The sequence below is a fragment of the Bacillus sp. PAMC28571 genome (assembly GCF_014250435.1).
GTDB classification, from domain to species: domain Bacteria; phylum Bacillota; class Bacilli; order Bacillales; family Bacillaceae; genus Bacillus; species Bacillus safensis.
Genome location: NZ_CP060191.1, coordinates 339570 through 360490 on the forward strand (window position 1 = coordinate 339570; position 20921 = coordinate 360490).

General features: G+C 40.4%; 22 protein-coding genes, 1 pseudogene and 2 riboswitches. Of the genes and pseudogenes, 17 read left to right on the top strand and 6 right to left on the bottom strand.

Annotated features, from left to right (window positions below; all coding sequences use genetic code 11):
- Nucleotides 1–52: 52 nt before the first annotated feature.
- Nucleotides 53–244: pseudogene (locus H7F25_RS19255) on the top strand (GMP synthase (glutamine-hydrolyzing)); the annotation flags it as partial.
- Between the two features lie 1089 nt (nucleotides 245–1333).
- Here the strand turns inward: H7F25_RS19255 and H7F25_RS01520 are convergent.
- From H7F25_RS01520 to H7F25_RS01535, 4 genes are all read right to left on the bottom strand, one after another.
- The gene (locus H7F25_RS01520) at nucleotides 1334–1804 is read right to left on the bottom strand and encodes a DUF7878 domain-containing protein (RefSeq protein ID WP_024424493.1); all 471 of its coding nucleotides are present in this window, start codon (nucleotides 1802–1804) and stop codon (nucleotides 1334–1336) included.
- Nucleotides 1780–2628, bottom strand: coding sequence for an SAR2788 family putative toxin (locus H7F25_RS01525; RefSeq protein ID WP_073204090.1), 849 nt, complete (start codon nucleotides 2626–2628; stop codon nucleotides 1780–1782). The genes H7F25_RS01520 and H7F25_RS01525 overlap by 25 nt, the downstream gene beginning before the upstream one ends.
- Nucleotide 2629: 1 nt before the next feature.
- A complete protein-coding gene (locus H7F25_RS01530) occupies nucleotides 2630–3559 on the bottom strand; it encodes a S8 family peptidase (protein WP_024424495.1) in 930 nt (309 codons plus the stop codon).
- Between the two features lie 748 nt (nucleotides 3560–4307).
- Entirely contained in the window at nucleotides 4308–4874 is a 567-nt protein-coding gene (locus H7F25_RS01535) for a GNAT family N-acetyltransferase (protein WP_185854148.1), read from the bottom strand.
- Between the two features lie 139 nt (nucleotides 4875–5013).
- On the opposite strand from H7F25_RS01535, the gene H7F25_RS01540 reads away from it, so the two are divergent.
- Nucleotides 5014–5583 carry a hypothetical protein gene (locus H7F25_RS01540; RefSeq protein WP_185854149.1) on the top strand — a complete coding sequence of 190 codons (570 nt, stop codon included), beginning with the start codon at nucleotides 5014–5016 and terminating at the stop codon, nucleotides 5581–5583.
- 45 nt (nucleotides 5584–5628) lie between these two features.
- On the opposite strand, the gene H7F25_RS19260 is transcribed toward H7F25_RS01540, so the two are convergent.
- Together H7F25_RS19260 and H7F25_RS01545 are read right to left on the bottom strand one after the other, a co-directional pair.
- Entirely contained in the window at nucleotides 5629–5757 is a 129-nt protein-coding gene (locus H7F25_RS19260) for a Fe3+ hydroxamate ABC transporter substrate-binding protein (protein WP_253207512.1), read from the bottom strand.
- Between the two features lie 100 nt (nucleotides 5758–5857).
- Complete coding sequence (locus H7F25_RS01545; protein ID WP_185854150.1) at nucleotides 5858–7042, bottom strand: MFS transporter; 1185 nt, start codon at nucleotides 7040–7042, stop codon at nucleotides 5858–5860.
- A gap of 100 nt (nucleotides 7043–7142) precedes the next feature.
- Between H7F25_RS01545 and H7F25_RS01550 the strand changes: the two genes are divergently transcribed.
- The 15 genes from H7F25_RS01550 to purF all read left to right on the top strand — a co-directional run bounded on the left by H7F25_RS01550 (nucleotide 7143) and on the right by purF (nucleotide 20866).
- Entirely contained in the window at nucleotides 7143–8039 is an 897-nt protein-coding gene (locus H7F25_RS01550) for a LysR family transcriptional regulator (protein WP_185854151.1), read from the top strand.
- Between the two features lie 115 nt (nucleotides 8040–8154).
- A riboswitch (purine riboswitch) is annotated at nucleotides 8155–8256 on the top strand.
- Between the two features lie 144 nt (nucleotides 8257–8400).
- Nucleotides 8401–9726: an NCS2 family permease gene (locus tag H7F25_RS01555; protein WP_024424502.1), complete on the top strand. Its 1326-nt coding sequence runs from the start codon at nucleotides 8401–8403 to the stop codon at nucleotides 9724–9726.
- 208 nt (nucleotides 9727–9934) lie between these two features.
- Nucleotides 9935–10096 carry a hypothetical protein gene (locus tag H7F25_RS01560; protein WP_162860200.1) on the top strand — a complete coding sequence of 54 codons (162 nt, stop codon included), beginning with the start codon at nucleotides 9935–9937 and terminating at the stop codon, nucleotides 10094–10096.
- A gap of 11 nt (nucleotides 10097–10107) precedes the next feature.
- On the top strand, nucleotides 10108–10287 hold the full coding sequence (locus tag H7F25_RS01565) for a YezD family protein (RefSeq protein ID WP_024424503.1): 180 nt from the start codon (nucleotides 10108–10110) through the stop codon (nucleotides 10285–10287).
- A gap of 222 nt (nucleotides 10288–10509) precedes the next feature.
- Entirely contained in the window at nucleotides 10510–11301 is a 792-nt protein-coding gene (locus tag H7F25_RS01570; RefSeq protein WP_034623017.1) for a hypothetical protein, read from the top strand.
- Between the two features lie 204 nt (nucleotides 11302–11505).
- A complete protein-coding gene (locus H7F25_RS01575) occupies nucleotides 11506–12060 on the top strand; it encodes a DUF2179 domain-containing protein (protein WP_024424505.1) in 555 nt (184 codons plus the stop codon).
- On the top strand, nucleotides 12057–12257 hold the full coding sequence (locus H7F25_RS01580) for an NETI motif-containing protein (RefSeq protein ID WP_012009137.1): 201 nt from the start codon (nucleotides 12057–12059) through the stop codon (nucleotides 12255–12257). The genes H7F25_RS01575 and H7F25_RS01580 overlap by 4 nt, the downstream gene beginning before the upstream one ends.
- A gap of 79 nt (nucleotides 12258–12336) precedes the next feature.
- Nucleotides 12337–12438: riboswitch (purine riboswitch) on the top strand.
- Between the two features lie 169 nt (nucleotides 12439–12607).
- A complete protein-coding gene (gene purE, locus H7F25_RS01585) occupies nucleotides 12608–13096 on the top strand; it encodes a 5-(carboxyamino)imidazole ribonucleotide mutase (protein WP_024424506.1) in 489 nt (162 codons plus the stop codon).
- A complete protein-coding gene (purK, locus tag H7F25_RS01590) occupies nucleotides 13089–14231 on the top strand; it encodes a 5-(carboxyamino)imidazole ribonucleotide synthase (RefSeq protein ID WP_056767523.1) in 1143 nt (380 codons plus the stop codon). The genes purE and purK overlap by 8 nt, the downstream gene beginning before the upstream one ends.
- On the top strand, nucleotides 14228–15523 hold the full coding sequence (gene purB, locus H7F25_RS01595) for an adenylosuccinate lyase (protein ID WP_024719396.1): 1296 nt from the start codon (nucleotides 14228–14230) through the stop codon (nucleotides 15521–15523). Before purK ends, purB begins: the two co-directional genes overlap by 4 nt.
- 72 nt (nucleotides 15524–15595) lie before the next feature.
- Nucleotides 15596–16318 (top strand): phosphoribosylaminoimidazolesuccinocarboxamide synthase, encoded by a 723-nt coding sequence (gene purC / locus H7F25_RS01600; RefSeq protein ID WP_106051973.1) that lies wholly within the window; start codon nucleotides 15596–15598, stop codon nucleotides 16316–16318.
- Nucleotides 16311–16565 (top strand): phosphoribosylformylglycinamidine synthase subunit PurS, encoded by a 255-nt coding sequence (gene purS, locus H7F25_RS01605; protein WP_003214349.1) that lies wholly within the window; start codon nucleotides 16311–16313, stop codon nucleotides 16563–16565. The genes purC and purS overlap by 8 nt, the downstream gene beginning before the upstream one ends.
- A complete protein-coding gene (gene purQ / locus H7F25_RS01610) occupies nucleotides 16562–17245 on the top strand; it encodes a phosphoribosylformylglycinamidine synthase subunit PurQ (RefSeq protein WP_185854152.1) in 684 nt (227 codons plus the stop codon). The genes purS and purQ overlap by 4 nt, the downstream gene beginning before the upstream one ends.
- Nucleotides 17229–19460 carry a phosphoribosylformylglycinamidine synthase subunit PurL gene (gene purL, locus H7F25_RS01615; RefSeq protein ID WP_185854153.1) on the top strand — a complete coding sequence of 744 codons (2232 nt, stop codon included), beginning with the start codon at nucleotides 17229–17231 and terminating at the stop codon, nucleotides 19458–19460. The genes purQ and purL overlap by 17 nt, the downstream gene beginning before the upstream one ends.
- A complete protein-coding gene (gene purF / locus H7F25_RS01620; protein ID WP_024424615.1) occupies nucleotides 19436–20866 on the top strand; it encodes an amidophosphoribosyltransferase in 1431 nt (476 codons plus the stop codon). Before purL ends, purF begins: the two co-directional genes overlap by 25 nt.
- Nucleotides 20867–20921 lie beyond the last annotated feature (55 nt).

The window sequence follows — 20921 nt, forward strand, 5'->3', positions numbered from 1 at the left end:
AACTTGACTTTTTGTGCTGTGTTGCAATTATAGAATGGACCTTTTAGTCCTAGGTTCAGGACTGGGTATCCGTGTACTGGGTGGAGTTTCTGAAGAAAATCTAGAAATCATCCGGGAATAAGATTTAATTCTACTCGAAGAAATTGCCACCTTGGGCTTTGAGTGAGACATCTGACAATATTTTAAGGTTCTCCCAGACATCCGCAACAAAGGTGCCATGGATGACGCCAGAATATACGACTAAACAATTGGATCGGTGCTATCACTTTGATTAATTACAGTTTCAGCAGAACTGCAAAAAATATTTAATTAGATAAATGTAGGTTGAGGGATATTGAAGGAAAATCAGATGTGAAGGGGATACAATGAATGAACAACTTAAAATTATTATTGATCTCATAATTAAAGCAGATAATACAATTGAAAAGAATATCATATTCGAAAAATTTTTTAATAAATCAGATCATATAAAAATAATCAAATATTAATGAAAGTTTTAAAAATAGGGAAATTAACGGTTATAAAATATTTCTCCTGACTATACAAAAATGTGGATTCTTGATAGTAATTATATTGGAGGGGATTACCGAAAATAAAAGTTGGTAAAGTTGTACATTTTGATTTGAATATTTTGACGTATTTAAACAGGTTATTAAATGATTATAGACAAAATATTCAGAAGAATGAATTTCTCGATTATCTAAATTTTTTTAAAAATAATCAATTCAATTATAATATTACTACTGCATTAATGGAACGCTCAATGTCCGATATAAGTGGTGTTGATAAGAATATTTGGAGGGTACTCTAAAAAAACTGTTGAGCCCATTTTAAATACAGTTTGGGATATTTACCATGTAAGATTAATAGAACAATCTTTTTTTATAGATAATAGTAATAAGGAAGAGATATTTTTATCATAATTTCAGTTCAAGAGATGATGCTTTTAATGAGTTATCTAAAATAAATCAAATAAAGGTTTTTGTAATTAATGATGGAAGACCGCTTGCAATTCGAGATATAGGTATAAAAGATATTTGTAACGACGAATTTTACAATGAGCTTTCATTCTTCATTTTTATTGCTATTTTGGGCATTCTTCTCTGTTTTGATTTATTAGCCATATCGATCCTACAAATATAGACATCCCAAACATCTTTAAAATAAAACTTGTCAAAAATGTATATCCTTCAATTTCAATACCTAGCATAATTGTGGCTATTATGATTCCTATAAAACCAGCTAAGAAATATAAAATCAAAAATACACCTCCTCTAAAAACATCCTACTAAAACATTGAAAAGAACCCCTAACCAGGAGTTCCTTTCTCTATTCAATATTTTCTTAATGGGATATTTCCAATAAAGTTTTTTAGTGAAATTTTATAATGTTGTTCAATGTCACGTCCAAGGTTTTCATGTAATACCTTCATTTGTTCAATTATATAATTAAGATCGAATACATTATATAACTGTTGAGTTTCCCAAATAGTGGTGAGTCGAGCCTTATTATCAAATGGTATTACTGAAATAATGGGGTCGTCTTCCTCATACTCCATTGTGTAATATCTATACTCTGTAACTTTGTTTTTTTTCTTTATCTTTTTAATCCAGTCGTGCAAAGATGCATAAAATTCTAATAAGGCGATATTTTCTTCAAAATATACTTCGCCATTTATAACTATTTTAAACTCTCCCTCTACTCTTAGAGCTGTTGATGGATCTTTCTTCATGTTCTTTGGAATATCTTTCTCATCAGATGTGAACATATAATCAAATTCTACTTGATTGGATAAGCTGTCCATATTTTACCATCCCAACCTATAACTATTTTTATTTTTGTCTCACCTTTTGTTCCGATTTTCTTTTTCAGATTTGCAGTGATGACAAAGGATAGTTTTTTATTATTGTTTATAGTAAACGAAACATTTTTAGATTGTAAAGCTTCTTTTATCCATTTATTTACTGTGCTCTTGCTTTTGGTATCAAATTTTCTGTATCTACCTTTTGCATTACTAAGATGTTTGTTGCTAACAGAAAACTTAGAAACTTTTTTTATACCTTGTTTAATTACCTGTTTTTTAAAAGTTTTTATTATTAGCTTCTTTCCGTATTTTTTAATAGCATATTGAATACCAAACCTAGAAACAATTCCAACTATTATTGCTGGAACAATTGATGACTGAGCTTCTATGGTGCTAACTTTATACTCTTTTCCTGTTTCATCATCCACAAAGGTTGCTGTAAAATCATTTCCTTCAATCTCTTCAATTAACACGTTGAATTTGTTAGTTTCTTTTTCCCCATTTTCTAACTCTGTAATACCATCAACTGTGATTTCACCTGTCTCATGATTAATTTTCATGTCAGTTTGGACATTCATACTCTCAGCTTCAAGCTGAGTAGATACATTAACTTCATCTAGGCTTTCCTTAACTTCCATTAACATATCTTGTTCTAGCTCTATCCCCAATTCTTTTTCAACATTCACTTCATATTCTTTACTAGCATTCTCTTCTATTCTTAAAGCATCAGAATCAATTTCGCCTGATTTTGCACTTGCAAATTCAGGAACAACTCCACACAAAAACAATGTTAACACAAGAATTTTTATTAAAACCTTTTTCAATCTAATTCTCTCCCTTGTTACAAATAATCATCCCATTGCCATACTCTCTGTCATAACCTAGCTTTCCAAGATCAACTGTATTTTTCTTGAGTGTTTGATGAACATTCTCTTTAGATTTGTATTTTTTAGAATACAAACAGCCTATAGCACCTGTTGCAAACGCAGTTGCAAAGGATGTACCTTTTACCTTTGTATATCCTCCGTGTATATCAGTTGTTTTAATATTTACTCCAGGCGCAGAAAAGTCAATTTTTCCTTTTGCTGAAATTGGATCAATTTTTAGTTTTTCGTTAAGTGAGGATATCGATAAGACGCCTTCATATTTTGCAGGGTATTCAACAGTTAGACCTAATGTATTTCCAGAAGCAGCTGTAATTGTTATATTGTTATCTAAAGCAATTTTTATAACATTTCGTAATTCATCGTAGTCTTTTCCAAATCCGAAACTTATATTAATTATGTCTACCTTTTGCTCAATACACCATTTAATCCCTTTGACAACATCTTCAACTTTTCCTTTGCCATTTTTATTTAGTACCTTGACATCATAAATAATGGGATTCTGTGAAATACCTTTTATTTCTTCACCAGTTGCAGCGATTATTCCGGCAATTGCTGTACCATGACCATAGTCATCTTCGATAGATTTTTTTGGTTTAATAGCATTGTACTCATAAAAAGTTAAATCTTTAAACTCTTTATGTGACTTATTAATACCGCTATCAAGGATAGCAATTTTGACATAATTCTTATGATTATTAGGTTTTTCATGACCTATAACTTTATATCCCCATAGCAGGTCTTTTTCCTTCTCTGTCTTGTATGATTTACTATTATCCTCAGAAACATCGCCAGATAGTCCCCAACATAATACAATTGCAAGAATCACTAGGCACGAAACAAATAGTAATAAGGCTTTTGACTTTTTCATTCAAGCTTCCTTCTCACATGCAGTATTTAGAATTAATACAGAATATACCTCCCTTCCCTTTTTATGAAATACAAGAATATATTAACCTATATTTATTTTGATGTAAATGTTATTTAAGGTAATATATCCTTATATATTTAAAATTTCCCATGCGTGTACTACTGTAAATATGCCAGTTCTTCTTCTTGACTCGTTTACTTAATAATTATCTATGATTTTTTGATTAAAAATGTTTTGCCACTGCCAACTATGACCTGATAACACAATGAGTTTATTCATTACTTGTTGTAACCTCACTCCAACTCCACATGTCCAACGTTCTCCAAAATTGAAAGCGAAACAAGTAAACGTAAAAATAATGTCACTAAAATAGATTTTGAAAATGAAAAATCTAAATTAATCAGTGAAATTGCAAATGGACAAAAGCTCTTTTTTTGGAATATGAATTATTCCAACTAAAACAGATTAAAGAATAGGCTATTTTTATTTGAATCTTGTACTTAGAAAAGAAAAGTAAGTGAAATAGTGTAATTACTTAAGTGTGGATCTGCATTTTGTTCAAAAATTTTTACTATTACTGATACTATAATTATAGAAAGGGTGTTGAATATTGCTGGAATTGTAAGTAAATTAGAAGGGTTACCATGCAAAGAAACTCTAGTCATAAACTTGACTAGAGGTTTCTTACTGGGTAATTGTGCAATTTTAATTCATTCACTTTAACGCTTCTGTTTAAAAATCATTCAGTTTATTTGAAATCCCTCTTCAAAATCGAATAAATAAACACATCATCAAACCCATTCTGACCAAGATCATACTCCCTCAATAAACCCTCTCGTACAAAATTAACCTTCTCCAATAATTGAACAGAAGACGTGTTTGCTGGATCAATAATCGCTTCAATCCGATTCAGGTTCATTTCCTGAAACCCGTATCGTAACACCGCTGCAATCGCTTCGCTCATGATGCCTTTTCTCCAATGATCGTGATGCAATTCATAGCCAATTTCCGTGCGGCAGTGCTGTTTTTCCAAGTTAAGAAATCCACAGCTGCCGATGATCGCAGGATCATCTTTTAAAGAAATGCCCCAGCGGATGCCTGTTTGTTCTTTGAAGATATTGTCATACCACTTGATTTCTCCTTTTGTGTCTTCAATTGTTTCATGAGCATCAATTCCCATGTAGCGGCACACGGTTTCATTGGATAAATAGATGTGCATATCCTCAGCGTCTTCGATCGTCGCTTGTTTTAAGATTAGTCTTTCGGTATGTATTGTTGGAAATGATTGCGGGAATATCAGTTTACGTCTAGTCATATTTTTCTCCTTGTGCAATTTTATTTAAATTATACCTGTACTGGTCGATTTTGTGTAATGCTTTGGTATAATATGAGAATATGATTGTGGGAATAATTCACATACAGAATTCGATTAAAAGCAAAAGAGGATAATTGAAATGGGCATTTTTCTAATTATGATCGTCATCGTGATGATCATCGTATCTTTAGCGATCTATTTGTTTAAAAAGGGAATCATCCATTCTAAAGTGTTAGTGATTGTAGGTTCTGTTTTAGGAGGAACCGCACTATTTGTTTGGGTGGCTATGTTTTTTAATTTTCACTCTGTATCTTTAACAAATGAATCGCTAGGTCATTTTAAGATCGGTGAAAAATTTGAGAGAGATCATACTTTTGTGGAGAATACTCAATTCTCTCATCCTAAACAGAGGGTCTATATGGAAAAAGAAAATCAAGATTTTGTAGTTTCAGCTGATCAATATCATCGAATTACATCTATTTACAATCAGTCAAAACAGAAAAAACTCAAAACATCTAAGGGAATCACTATTGGAGACGATTATTCATCTGTGATACAAACATATGGAGATCAATTCAAGAAGCTCTGGTTTGTCGAAGGGTATAGCAAAGGTATACAATATCAAGATCAATCAAACGGTATCATTCTAGAGTTCTTTTTCAATGACAATAAACTAGCACTCATTGAACTTCGTAGTAAACGGAAATAAAAAAGTAGAAAGTAAAAACAAGCATTTCAATTGAAATGCTTGTTTTTATGTTTCTTTTCCATAACATGTCTTACAATAAAAAACCCCTTCATTCCTGAGCCAAGCCTTTACCTCTGTCATTCCTTTTCTTTTTGGATAGACCAGCTTGACGTACACTTCTTCGTTTCCTTCTATCTTTTTCTGACAGCTAGCACACGTGGGTTTTTCGGATGGAAATAAGTGAAAAACCCTTTTAACTCAGTTTCTTCCATCATACCAAAAATTGAAATGTTTTCTATTGGTTTTCCGGTGTCTTTCGTTGGGCACGTTTGTGTAAATAAAAAGAATACCGAATCAACATCAACGCCACAAAACTAGCTAATCCGCCAATCCAACTTAAATTAGTCACATTTGTATACTGAATAATCACGCCGCCCATAGACGATCCAAGCATCATGCCGATGTTCATAATCGCTGTATTAAAGCTCAGCACGGTTTCTGATGCTTGGGGTTTAAGGGAGATCAGATAGTATTGCTTCGCTGGTGTTGTTGTCCATGTGGCGATGCCCCAAATGGCGAGTGTGATCAAGACGCTAATTGTAGAGAATTGCGTAAAGAATAAGGCAAAGAGAGCGAACATCTGGATCATGATGCTGATCGAGATGGTTCGGTTTGGTCCCCATTGATCGACGGCGAAGCCGCCAAAGCGTGAGCCAATAAAAGCAGAAATGCCTAAGACGAGCAAGGCCATGCTTGTCATTTCAAGTGAAAAGCCGGCGGTCTGTCGTAATAAAGGAGAGATATAAGCAAAGACCATCGTGTAGCCTAAGATCCAAAAGACCGTCGTGGCTAATCCGCTGATCACTCTGCGGTCTTGAAGGATGTGTAATTGCTGCTTCAATGGCAGATGAGAATGTCCCTCTATGCGTGGCAGCAATTGATAAAGAAGCAAGAAGAGACAAGCAGTACCTAGTGCAATGATGAGAAAAATATAGTGCCAATCCACATGGCCTGATAGAAATGTTCCAATCGGCACACCAAGTACGAGTGAAACGGTGAATCCAGTGATGACCGTCGCCATTGCACTTCCCTTTTTTTCTGGCGGGGCGATCTGCGCTGCATAATTCGTGGCGACGACAATATATAAGCCGCCGCTCATGGCCATGATGACGCGAGATAGCAGGAGCAGCACAAAATGATGGCTGAAAAAGGCGAGCATATTGCCTAAAATAAACACAAAAATAGCTGATAACAAAACCTTTTTTCGGTTCAGCTTCGACGTTGCCATGACTAAAAAGAGAGCGCCTACTGCATAAAAAAGAGAATAGACGGTGATGAGCTGTCCGGCAGCAGGAATAGAGATGTGTAAATCAACAGCAATGATATCTAGAATGCCTGACACAACGAATTCTGACGTGCCTGTGACAAATGAACCGACAGCTAAAAGAATGATCAATAGCTGATGAGATGTGTTTTTCATTTTGAACCCTTCCTTCATGTTGATACGTTGTCTTTAGTTTAAATTCCGTGCTAACATAAGTAAAATTGATGTTTTTCATGAAGGAGATGAGTAAATACTCATGAGCTTTGTTCGCTTTGATATTATCGCAAAAGTTGTGGAGCTTGGCAGTTTTACAGCAGCAGCTGAAGCATTAAATATGACGCAGTCAGCTGTCAGTCATGCAGTGGCAAATTTAGAGTCAGAGTGGGGCGTGTCTTTATTCATTCGTGACCGAAAGAAGGGCATTATGCTGACGGACATTGGTCAAACGCTTCTCCCGCATATTAGAGAAGTGTTAAATAGAGTGGAGAAAATCCAGCAAGAAATTGCGTTAACGAAAAATATTGAAACAGGTATGATTCGTATCGGCACATTTGCCAGTGCCTCTGCTTGTTTATTGCCTAAACTGCTTGTAAGCTATCAGAAAAAACATCAGAAAATCGAATTTAAATTTTATGAGGGAACGTATGAAGAAATATTGGAGTGGCTGGATTCTGGCATCATTGATGTTGGATTTGTTGTAAAAGGCCATGCGGATGAAGCCTTTGATTTACTGCCGCTTATGAAAGATGAGATGGTCGTCGCCTATCACCCAAATCATCGATATGAGCAGCAGCCCATTGTAGATATAACAGATTTGGCAGATGAACCATTTATTATGCCGACTGGCATGTATCAATCACATGTAGAGGATATTTTTTCGGAGGCGCAAATGAAGCCAGCTGTTTTATTTGAAGTTCATGATTGTACGACCATTGCCCGTATGGTCGGGGAAGGACTTGGCGTCACAATAGGCCCTGAGTTATTTTTAAAAACGCAGCATCTTGTGCATATTCGCCAGCTGAATGTCTCTCATCATCGTGAGGTTGCGCTTGCCTGTCCGTCGCTCTCTCAAGCTTCTCCGGCAGTGAAAGAGTTTTTCCATGTAGCCGAAGCGGTTTTTGCAAAAGAGAAGGATTTGGGGAAGGGTGTATAAAGAACTAGATGTGAATTTCCAAATTCGTGTAATAAGACGAATGAAGCGGACATTTCTTTGAAAAATGTTCGCTTTTCGTATTGTGTTTTAAAAATGAAGTTGGTACAATAGACACAGAAATCAAATAGATAGAAGTCGTATAATCGCGGGGATATGGCCCGCAAGTTTCTACCAAGCTACCGTAAATGGCTTGACTACGTCAATTCACACTCGTTTGATATAAATCATGCATTGTTCTTGTTTTATGTCACAGTCTGAATTCACATATGTAGTCAAGCGTCCCAAAATTGTTGGGGCGTTTTTTATTTGACTAGTGAATGGGGCAGGCTAAAGCAAAAGGACATGAAGGGAGTCAGTTGGCTTGAAACAGTTTTTTCAGTTTGATGAATTAGGTACGAATTACCGCAGAGAGATCATCGGTGGTTTAACCACATTTTTGTCGATGGCTTACATTCTGTTTGTTAATCCGATCACACTTGCATTAGTGTCTGTGCCGGATTTTCCAGATAAATTACGAATTGATCAGGGGGCAGTCTTTACAGCGACGGCGTTAGCTTCTGCTGCAGGGTGTATCCTGATGGGATTGATCGCCAGGTATCCGATTGCGATAGCACCCGGTATGGGTCTGAATGCGTTCTTCGCCTTTTCGGTTGTGCTTGGTATGGGAATCAAATGGGAAGCAGCACTTTCAGGTGTGTTTGTTTCAGGCTTGATTTTCGTTGCTCTTTCTTTAACAGGTTTCCGTGAAAAAATCATCAATGCCATTCCGGCTGAGCTGAAGCTGGCAGTTGGTGCAGGTATTGGTTTGTTCATTACGTTTGTCGGCCTTCAAGGCTCTGGGATTATCGCCAATAATGATAATACGCTCGTTTCGCTTGGAAATATTCATAGTGGTCCTGTTCTGTTAACGGTATTTGGTATCGTTGTGACGGTCATTTTAATGGTACTTCGAGTGAATGCAGGTGTCTTCATTGGGATGCTTGTGACAGCTATTGCCGGGATGATTTTTGGTCTTGTGCCAGTACCATCTCAAATTGTGGGAAGTATTCCAAGCTTGTCTCCAACCTTTGGTCAAGCCTTGATTCACTTGCCAGAAATTTTCTCCATTCAAATGCTTGTCGTGATTTTAACGTTCCTATTCGTTGGGTTCTTTGATACAGCTGGTACACTTGTGGCTGTGGCAACACAGGCTGGTTTAATGAAAAATAATGAGCTGCCTCGTGCAGGAAGAGCACTTCTGGCGGATTCTTCTTCTATTGTTGTAGGTTCTATTCTTGGTACATCTACAACAACATCTTATGTTGAATCTAGCTCAGGTGTTGCTGCTGGTGCGCGTTCTGGTTTTGCAGCTGTTGTCACAGGGATTTTCTTCTTGCTTGCGATGTTCTTCTCACCGCTTTTATCCATCGTTACATCGAATGTAACAGCACCTGCTTTAATCATTGTCGGTGCACTGATGGTCGCTCCGCTGGCGAAGATTGCATGGGATCGTTTTGAAATTGCGGTACCAGCTTTCTTAACGATGATTATGATGCCACTGACTTACAGTATTGCAACAGGGATTGCGGTTGGCTTTATTTTCTACCCGATTACGATGATCTTTAAAGGAAAAGCGAAAGAAGTGCATCCAATTATGTACGGATTGTTTGTCATCTTTATTCTATATTTTGCTTTCTTAAATCATTAATTGAACATCCGAAACAGCAGCTCATGGAAGCTGCTGTTTTTTTGTTAAAAAAATCAAAACATAGTTGACTTATAGGAATTATGTGTTTATGATAAAAAGACATAATTCGCTGATTGGATCACCAAAGGCGCTTTGATTTCCTTTTTTAAGAGAAGGTTTCAGGGTGCCTTTTTTTCTTGCAGACATTCAAAAGGGGAGGAGATGTCTTTTGTCACGCTGGCTTCGACAGGTGATTGAACGAAAAAAGCAGGTGCTGATTCAAAAGCTCCTTTTATGGGGGCATGAAGAAGGGCAGGAAGCACTCATGCATTACACGATTCATGAGCTGGAAAATGAGGTTCTCTATTTAAAAGAGCGAAAACAAAAATAGGGGGATGAGCGATGGATGAACAAAAGCTGAATTATATTTTATCTGCCTTAAAAGGGATCGACTATGGATCAGTGGTCATCACCATTCATAATGGACATATTACACAGGTTGATACGACCAAAAAGACTCGGTTCCCCGCTCATCAGGAGAATCTCCGGGTCCAGCAAGGAAAGCGGAGTCAATATCGTTGACCATGAATTTCAACATTGATAAAAAGCTGATGGAGGCCGTCAGCTTTTTTGTTTTGTCTTATTTTCTCTCCATTTTAAAACCTCTGCTGCCTTTTATCCGTCTATTCGTATGAACGTCAAGGAATCTTGACTGAATAGAGAGACTCCGCTACTTTAAGAGGAGTCATCCGAACAGTTCATGCACTTTTAGCACTGTAAGGATTGGATAGGAGTTGATATGAGATGTTAGAGAAAGATCAAGATCAGGGGACATCTGAAAAGAAAAACGAAGAGTCATCAATAGATCAAGAAACAAGGCAATCCCGCCTCAGCCGCAGCGCTGCAAAACGAGGAAGAACCTCAAAAACTGCGGATGATGAGCGTTCAGCTATCCAGCGTATACTGCAAGGTGTAGGAGGCGCGTTTAAGCGTTATGGTTCATATGGACTGGCGATGTTAAAATCACCGAGCCGGGCCATTAATCAAGCGGAAACATTGCGTATGAAGTACGCCTGGATCTCGATTGTGTTATTCAGCGTGTTTTTTGCTTTAGGCAACTATGTTCAATTAAAGGCGTCAAAGACCCGTTTATTAGGCTTTGGCATTCATTATTCTTTTGGTGACGCCTTTTTGAGAGTGGCAGTCTTTACACTCATTGTGTTGACATTGATGATGCTTACCGTCTGGCTCCTCGGAAAGTACATGCTAAAAGGAAACATATCACTGAAAGAAGTGATCATGAAGTTTGGTGCTGCGCTTGTGCCGGTGTTGGTTTTATCCATCCTTTGGCTTGTATTTGCCATGCTGAATATTCCATATGTGACCGTCATAATATCTGTGATGATGTTTGTCGGCCTCCAGTTGATTGCGGTCGTGCTCTTTCGCTCGATTCAATCGGAGCATGATGCCGTACGTGGAGATTTGATGTATGCAGGCTGGGTCTTTTTATTGGTTGAGCTTGTCATCATTGCGCTGCTCTGGGGCATAGTCGGGGAGTATTTGATTCCATCACTTGTTCCTGTTCGATTCGGATAAAACACACTGAAAACCTCCTTTTTTGAAAAAGGGGGTTTTCATGTTGAGAAAAGAAAAAAACGGGTAAACTCTTGGTAACAAACACCATCCTTGTTGTCGAAAGATATATGTGTTTTGATCGCGTAAATTTGATTGTATCAAGGTATGTTCTCTAGTAGAATATGGGGTGCTTTATTTGATTTTTTAGTGCAGGGGGTTCGAATCGTGCTTCAACAACTTTTATCCAATGCGTTCACCATGGTTTTAATCATTTTAGTGATTAATATTGTTTATGTTTCTTTTTCCACCATGCGTTTGATTTTAACGATGAAAGGCAGACGGTACGCAGCTGCTTTTGCGGGTACGATCGAAATGCTCATTTATGTCATTGGGCTAAGTATCGTTTTAGATAACTTAGATCAAATACAAAATGTCATTGCGTATGCGCTAGGTTATGGGATGGGGATCATTGTCGGGATGAAAATTGAAGAGAAGCTGGCACTTGGCTACACAACTGTTAACGTGATCACAAAAGAATTGGATGTCGATCTCCCAAGACAATTGAGAGAAAAAGGATATGGTGTCACCAGCTGGGTAGCAGGCGGTCTTGAAGGAGACCGGACAGCATTGCAAATTTTAACACCGAGAAAATATGAACTGCAATTATATGAAACGATTAAGACGCTGGATTCAAAGGCGTTTATCATTTCATATGAGCCCAAATCGATTCACGGCGGCTTCTGGGTGAAGGCTGTGAAGAAAAGGAGAATTAAAGAATGACCGCAAAACCAAAGAAGAAAAAATTCTATGTGGAAGACAACATGACGATTGATCAAGTGTTGTCCCAGATGGCAGCGGAAGGCTACTCGCCTGTCCGTCGAATGGAGGAACCGATTTTTCAAGAAAAGAAGGAAAATGGGTCGATTCAGATCATTCCGATTGGGAAAAAAATCGTATTTGAAGGAAAAATAGTCTAAATCCGAACATTAAAACGACGACTTCATAGATTGTTCGATAAATCCGTTGACATCATGAACATCCGTTGTTAAGATAAACATGAAATCAAAACACGAGCCTCATATAATCTTGGGAATATGGCCCATAAGTTTCTACCCAGTTACCGTAAATGACTGGACTATGCAGGATAGTGAACAAAACTGACATGGCAATTCAAAAGCGAACAGCGCTTACCATGGCCCGGTTTGTGTTGCTTCCTAACAATGCAATGCAAATCGGGCCTTTTTGTTCGGCGTTTGACAAGCTGCTTAGGTTTGGGAAGCGTGTCAAACGATACAAAATCGAATATCAGCTTAAAGGTGGGGACAAAATGAAGCCGCTTGTAGGTGTCATCATGGGAAGTACATCTGATTGGGAAACAATGAAAAATGCGTGCGACATCTTAGAGGAATTAAACATTCCGTACGAAAAACAGGTAGTATCCGCACACCGGACACCTGACTTGATGTTTGAATATGCGACTGAAGCAAGAGGTAAAGGACTAAAGGTCATCATTGCCGGTGCTGGAGGCGCAGCACATTTACCGGGGATGGTCGCAGCAAAAACGACACTGCCGGTCATTGGTGTGCCTGTACAATCAAAGGCACTAAACGGGCTGGATTCCTTATTATCCATTGTTCAAATGCCAGGCGGTGTACCAGTTGCTACAGTAGCCATTGGCAAAGCCGGTGCAACAAATGCAGGCCTTCTTGCCGCACAAATGATTTCAGCATTTGATGAAAAGGTCGCAGCTCGCCTTGAAGAAAGAAGAGAGCAGACAAAACAGACTGTACTAGAAAGCAGTGATCAGCTTGGCTAAGCAGACCATTTTTCCAAACGCAACCATCGGGATCATTGGCGGCGGACAGCTTGGCAGATATATGGCTGTCAGCGCAAAGCAAATGGGGTACCGGGCAGCAGTTCTAGACCCAGTTGCACAATCTCCTTGCGGACAGGTTGCCGATAAAGAAATCACAGCCGCATATAGTGACCTTGAAGCGATTCGAAAGCTGGCAGACATCAGCGATGTGGTGACTTATGAGTTTGAAAATATTGATTATGATGCACTCAATCAGCTGAAGGAAGAAGCCTATTTACCACAAGGAAGCGACCTTCTCCTTTTAACTCAAAATCGTGAGACCGAGAAAAAAGGAATTGTAGACGCAGGCTGTGAAGTAGCGCCTTACCGCATCATTCATGATGAAAAAGAGCTGGAAGACGCAGTGGACGTGCTTGGTTTGCCAGCCGTGCTGAAAACATGCAGAGGCGGCTACGACGGAAAAGGACAGTACGTCATTAAAGAAAAAGGACAGCTTCAGGAAGCAGCTGCACTGCTCACACATGGAACTTGTATTTTAGAAAGCTGGGTTCCATTCCAAATGGAGCTATCAGTGATCGTCACTCGTTCTGTTCATGGAGAGATTGCAGTATTCCCAGTCGCTGAGAACATTCATAAGCATAATATTTTGTTCCAAAGCATTGTGCCTGCAAGGGTAGAGAGCCGCATTCAGGAGAAGGCGAAAGAACTGGCAACAACACTGGCTGAAAAGCTGGGGCTGGTTGGTACTCTTGCTGTAGAACTGTTCCTGACAAATGACGGAAAGCTGCTCGTCAATGAACTGGCACCGCGCCCGCATAATTCTGGTCATTATACACTCGATTTATGTGAGACAAGTCAGTTTGAACAGCACGTCCGCGCTATATGTGGTTTGCCGCTTGGCGGTACAGCCCTTTTATCAGAGGGAATGATGGTGAATTTATTAGGCGATGAAGTGGACATTCCAAAAGAGCATCCTGAGCTTCTCAAAGAAGCGAAGCTTTATCTATATGGAAAGCATGAAGTAAAAGCCGGCCGCAAAATGGGGCATATGACGTTTATGAAACAGCTCGATGATGAGTGGATGACAAACATCACAAAGATATGGACTGAAAGAGATGGAGGAAACGGGAAATGATCGAACGTTACGCACGACCAGAAATGTCAGCAATCTGGACAGAGGAAAACAAATTTAATGCATGGCTTGAAGTAGAAATTCTCGCTTGTGAAGCTTGGGCAGAGCTTGGCGTCATTCCGAAAGAAGACGTTGTGACAATGCGCAAAAATGCAAGCTTTGATATTGGACGTATTTTAGAGATTGAACAAGACACGCGCCACGACGTGGTTGCCTTTACGCGTGCTGTCTCTGAATCTCTAGGAGAAGAAAGAAAGTGGGTTCATTACGGATTAACATCGACAGACGTAGTGGATACGGCGCTTTCATATCTATTAAAACAGGCGAACGATATCCTGCTCAAGGACATTGAGAGATTTGTTGACATACTAAAAGAAAAAGCAAAAGAGCACAAATATACGGTCATGATGGGCCGTACACACGGTGTACACGCTGAACCGACAACATTTGGCCTGAAGCTTGCTCTTTGGTACGAAGAAATGAAGCGTAACCTAGAACGTTTTAAACAAGCAAAAGATGGCATTGAATATGGCAAAATCTCTGGAGCTGTTGGCACATATGCGAACATCGACCCGTTTGTTGAGCAATATGTATGTGAGAAGCTTGGCATCAAAGCTGCACCAATTTCAACCCAAACCTTGCAGCGTGACCGCCATGCAGATTACATGGCTACTCTTGCTTTAGTCGCAACGAGCATTGAGAAATTTGCTGTTGAAATTCGTGGTCTTCAAAAGAGTGAAACACGTGAAGTAGAAGAGTTCTTTGCCAAAGGACAAAAAGGGTCATCAGCGATGCCGCATAAGCGTAACCCAATCGGTTCTGAGAATATGACGGGAATTGCCCGCGTGATCCGTGGATATATGCTGACAGCTTATGAAAATGTACCGCTTTGGCATGAGCGTGATATTTCTCATTCATCTGCTGAGCGCATCATTTTACCAGATGCCACGATTGCACTGAACTATATGCTCAACCGTTTCTCAAACATCGTGAAAAACTTAACGGTTTTCCCTGAGAACATGAAACGCAACATGGACCGCACACTTGGCTTAATTTACTCACAGCGCGTTCTTCTTGCATTAATCGATACAGGCATGGCACGTGAAGAGGCATATGACACAGTTCAGCCAAAGGCGATGGAAGCGTGGGAGAAACAAGTGCCGTTCCGTTCATTAGTAGAAGCAGAAGAAAAAATCACGTCACGCTTAACACCTGAACAAATCGCTGACTGCTTCGATTACAACTATCATTTGAAAAATGTCGATATGATTTTCGAACGTCTAGGTCTTGCGTAAGAAATGGGCCGCCTGCTTGCCAGGCGCCCAATCCTGAAAATTGCCAACATTCAAATTAGGAGGCCAACCTGAATGACTGTGAAACAAGAACTTCTCTACGAAGGCAAAGCGAAAAAAATCTATCAGACCGATGACGAGCATATTTTATATGTCGAATATAAAGACTCAGCTACAGCATTTAACGGCGAAAAGAAAGCCGAAATCGAAGGCAAAGGCAGACTGAACAACGAAATTTCGAGCTTAATCTTTCAAATGCTGCATGAGAAAGGAATCAACAATCACTTTGTGAAACGCCTTTCTGAAACAGAGCAGCTCATTCAAAAGGTGCAGATTGTTCCGCTTGAAGTGGTTGTACGAAATGTAGTGGCAGGCAGTATGTCAAAACGCCTCGGCATTCCAGAGGGAACGAAACTGGACACACCTTTGATTGAGTTTTACTACAAAGATGATGCGCTCGGCGATCCGCTCATTACAGAAGATCATATCCGCATTTTAGATGCAGCGACACCAGAGCAGGTCGAGGAAATGAAACAAATCACAAGACAAGTGAATGAAGAGTTAAAACAAATCTTCTCAGACTGCCATGTGAATTTAATTGATTTCAAGCTTGAATTCGGAATAGATCACGAGAATCGTATTTTGCTAGCTGATGAGATTTCACCTGATACGTGCAGGCTTTGGGACAAAGATACAAACGAAAAGCTTGATAAAGACGTGTTCAGACGAAACCTGGGCGGCTTAACGAATGCATACGAAGAAATTTTCAAAAGACTTGGAGGCCATAAACATGTATAAAGTGAAAATTTTTGTCAGCTTAAAAGAGAGCGTTCTTGATCCACAAGGAAGTGCCGTGCAGCACGCTTTGCACAGCATGTCTTATCAGGAAGTAAAGGATGTCCGTATCGGGAAATACATGGAGCTTGTCATTGAAAAATCAGATCGTGATTTAGACACAGTCGTCAAAGAAATGTGCGAAAAATTACTTGCCAACACGGTGATTGAAGATTACCGCTATGAGGTGGAGGAGGTTGTCGCACAGTGAAGTTTGCAGTGATCGTCTTGCCTGGCTCTAACTGTGATATCGATATGTACCATGCGATTCAAGATGAGTTAGGTGAACAAGTTGAATATGTATGGCACGACGAAACAAGTCTTGACGGATTTGACGGTGTACTCGTACCAGGCGGTTTCTCTTATGGGGATTACTTAAGATGTGGTGCGATCGCCCGCTTCTCAAACATCATGCCGGCGGTGAAAAAAGCAGCTGAGGAAGGAAAACCTGTTCTTGGTGTATGTAACGGGTTCCAAATTCTTCAGGAGCTTGGCATTCTTCCGGGTGCGATGAGACGAAATAAAGACTTGAAATTTATCTGTCGTCCAGTTGAACTCATTGTAGAAAACAACGAAACGCAATTTACAAGCGGTTATCAAAAAGGCGAATCCATTACGATTCCTGTAGCGCACGGTGAAGGCAACTTCTACTGTGATGAAGAAACTTTAGCGAAGCTCATTGAACGCGGCCAAATCGCTTTCACTTACGGAGACGATATTAACGGCAGTGTGAATCGTATTGCAGGTGTAACGAATGAAGAGGGCAATGTACTCGGCATGATGCCGCACCCTGAGCGCGCGGTTGATTCATTACTAGGCAGCGCAGACGGACTTAAATTGTTTCAATCTATCGTGAAAAATTGGAGGGACACTCATGTCACTACTGCTTGAACCAAGTCACAAGCAAATTAAAGAAGAGAAATTGTATCAGCAAATGGGATTGAGTGATGAAGAATTCGCTTTAATCGAATCCATTATTGGCAGGCTGCCAAACTACACAGAAACGGGCATTTTTTCTGTCATGTGGTCAGAGCATTGCAGTTATAAAAACTCAAAGCCTGTTTTAAGCAAATTCCCGACAAAAGGAGAGCACGTCCTTCAAGGTCCTGGGGAAGGCGCTGGAATCGTTGATATTGGAGACAACCAAGCGGTTGTATTTAAAATCGAATCACATAACCATCCATCTGCGATTGAACCGTATCAAGGAGCGGCGACAGGTGTCGGCGGAATTATCCGTGATGTATTCTCCATGGGTGCGCGTCCAATTGCTGTATTAAACTCTCTTCGTTTTGGTGAACTGACTTCACCGCGCGTGAAGTACTTGTTTGAAGAAGTAGTGGCAGGGATCGCAGGCTATGGAAACTGTATCGGAATTCCAACAGTCGGCGGAGAGGTTCATTTCGATCAAAGCTATGAAGGCAACCCGCTCGTAAATGCAATGTGTGTTGGATTAATCAACCATGAAGACATCAAAAAAGGGCAGGCAAAAGGTGTCGGCAACACGGTCATGTACGTTGGTGCCAAAACGGGACGTGACGGAATTCACGGTGCAACATTTGCATCTGAGGAATTTTCTGATGAATCAGAAGAAAAACGCTCAGCAGTTCAAGTCGGTGATCCATTCATGGAAAAACTGCTGCTTGAAGCGTGCCTTGAAGTCATCAAAAACGATGCACTCGTTGGAATTCAGGATATGGGAGCGGCTGGCTTAACAAGCTCAAGTGCGGAAATGGCGAGTAAAGCAGGTTCTGGTATCGAGATGAATCTAGACCTTATCCCGCAGCGTGAAACAGGCATGTCAGCATACGAAATGATGCTGTCTGAATCTCAAGAGAGAATGCTTCTGGTCATTGAAAAAGGCCGTGAACAAGAAATCATTGATATTTTTGAAAAATACGATCTTGAAGCGGTATCAGTCGGTCATGTGACAGACGATAAAATGCTTCGTTTACTTCATCAAGGTGAAGTAGTATGTGAGCTTCCTGTTGATGCACTTGCAGAAGAAGCGCCGGTTTATCACAAGCCATCAAGTGAGCCTGCATACTATCGTGAGTTTTTAGAAACAAAAGTTGAAGCACCTGCTATCACAGATGCAGCCGACACGTTAAAGCAGCTTCTCCAGCAGCCGACAATTGCAAGTAAAGAATGGGTTTATGATCAATATGACTACATGGTTCGGACAAATACAGTCGTTGCACCAGGCTCTGATGCGGGCGTTTTAAGAATCCGCGGAACGAAAAAAGCCCTTGCGATGACAACCGATTGTAACGCACGTTATCTCTACCTTGATCCAGAGGTCGGCGGGAAAATCGCAGTCGCAGAAGCAGCACGTAACATTGTGTGCTCAGGCGCTCGTCCGCTTGCAGTAACAGATAACCTGAACTTCGGTAACCCAGAAAAACCAGAAATTTTCTGGCAAATTGAAAAATCTGCTGACGGTATTAGTGAAGCGTGCCGCAAGCTAAGCACACCAGTTATCGGTGGTAACGTCTCTTTATATAACGAATCAAATGGTACAGCGATTTACCCAACACCAGTCATTGGGATGGTTGGTTTGGTTGAAGATACAACTCATATTACGACGCAGTCGTTCCAGCAGGCTGGCGATGTGATTTTCGTCATTGGTGAGACGAAGGAAGAATTCGCAGGCAGTGAGCTTCAAAAGATGACAGAAGGCCGTATTTACGGAAAAGCACCAGAAATTGATTTGGATGTAGAGCTCACTCGTCAGGAAGCCCTTCTTGCTGCGATTCAAAACGGACTTGTTCAATCAGCACACGATGTGTCTGAAGGCGGTCTTGGTGTTGCACTTGCTGAAAGTACATTTGGAACAGACGGTCTTGGCGCTCATATCCAAATTGATCTAAACAGCAAAGCTTCATTATTCAGTGAAACACAGTCACGTTTTGTCGTCACAGTAAAACCAGAGCACCGCGAAGCGTTTTCTGCGGCTGTCAAAGATGCGAAAGAAGTTGGAACGGTCACAAATGATGGGGTATTCACTGTCAAAAATCAAGAAGGACAACAATGGATTCATGCAGCGGTCAACGAGCTTGAACGCGCATGGAAAGGAGCGATCCCATGCTTGCTGAAATCAGAGGCTTAAACGAAGAGTGTGGCGTCTTTGGGGTTTGGGGACACGAAGAAGCCCCGCAAATCACATATTACGGATTGCATAGTCTTCAGCACCGAGGACAAGAGGGTGCGGGAATCATTGCAACAGATGGTGAAAACCTGACGGCACATAAAGGCCTTGGACTGATTACGGAAGTCTTTCAAAACGGTGAGCTAAAGGATTTGAAAGGAAAAGGTGCGATCGGACACGTTCGGTATGCGACAGCAGGCGGAGGCGGCTTTGAAAATGTGCAGCCCCTCTTCTTCCGCTCGCAAAACAACGGCAGTCTTGCCCTTGCTCATAATGGGAACTTAGTGAATGCAACGCAATTAAAGCAGCAGCTAGAGAACCAGGGGAGTATATTCCAAACATCTTCTGACACTGAGGTGCTTGCTCATTTAATTAAGCGCAGCGGCTATGTTGAATTGAAAGAGCAGATCAAAAATGCCCTGTCCATGCTTAAAGGCGCATATGCTTTCTTAATTATGACGGAAACAGAAATGATTGTGGCTCTTGATCCGAACGGCTTACGTCCGCTTTCACTTGGTATGCTTGGGGACGCATATGTTGTTGCTTCTGAAACATGTGCATTTGATGTTGTCGGTGCCACGTATTTACGAGATGTGGAGCCTGGAGAAATGCTGATCATTAATGATGAAGGCCTGAAATCTGAACGCTTCTCCATGAACATTAACCGCAGCATGTGCAGCATGGAATACATTTATTTCTCAAGACCTGACAGCAATATCAATGGCATCAACGTGCATAGTGCGAGAAAGAACCTTGGCAAAAAGCTTGCCGAGGAAGCGCATGTCGAAGCGGATGTCGTGACAGGTGTACCAGATTCGAGTATTTCTGCAGCGATTGGATATGCCGAAGCAACAGGTATTCCATATGAGCTCGGTTTAATTAAAAACCGTTATGTCGGACGGACTTTTATTCAGCCGTCTCAAGCATTGCGTGAGCAGGGCGTGCGCATGAAGCTGTCTGCTGTGCGCGGGGTCGTCGAAGGAAAACGTGTCGTGATGGTCGATGATTCCATCGTACGCGGAACTACGAGCCGCCGTATTGTGACGATGCTAAGAGAAGCGGGTGCGACGGAAGTCCATGTACGCATTAGTTCACCGCCTATCGCACATCCATGTTTTTATGGAATTGATACGTCCACACATGAAGAGCTGATTGCTTCTTCTCATTCAGTGGAAGAAATTAGACAGGAAATCGGTGCAGACTCCATTGCATTTTTATCCGTAGACGGTTTAATGGACGGGATTGGCAGGAAGTATGATGATCCGCAGCGCGGTCAATGTTTAGCATGCTTTACTGGGAAATATCCGACTGAAATTTATGAAGATACTGTTCTTCCGCATGTGAAGGAAACAGCACTGACGAAATAATCGAATAAAGGAGCAGCAGTCAAGATGATTTGATATGCTGCTCTTTCATTCTGCT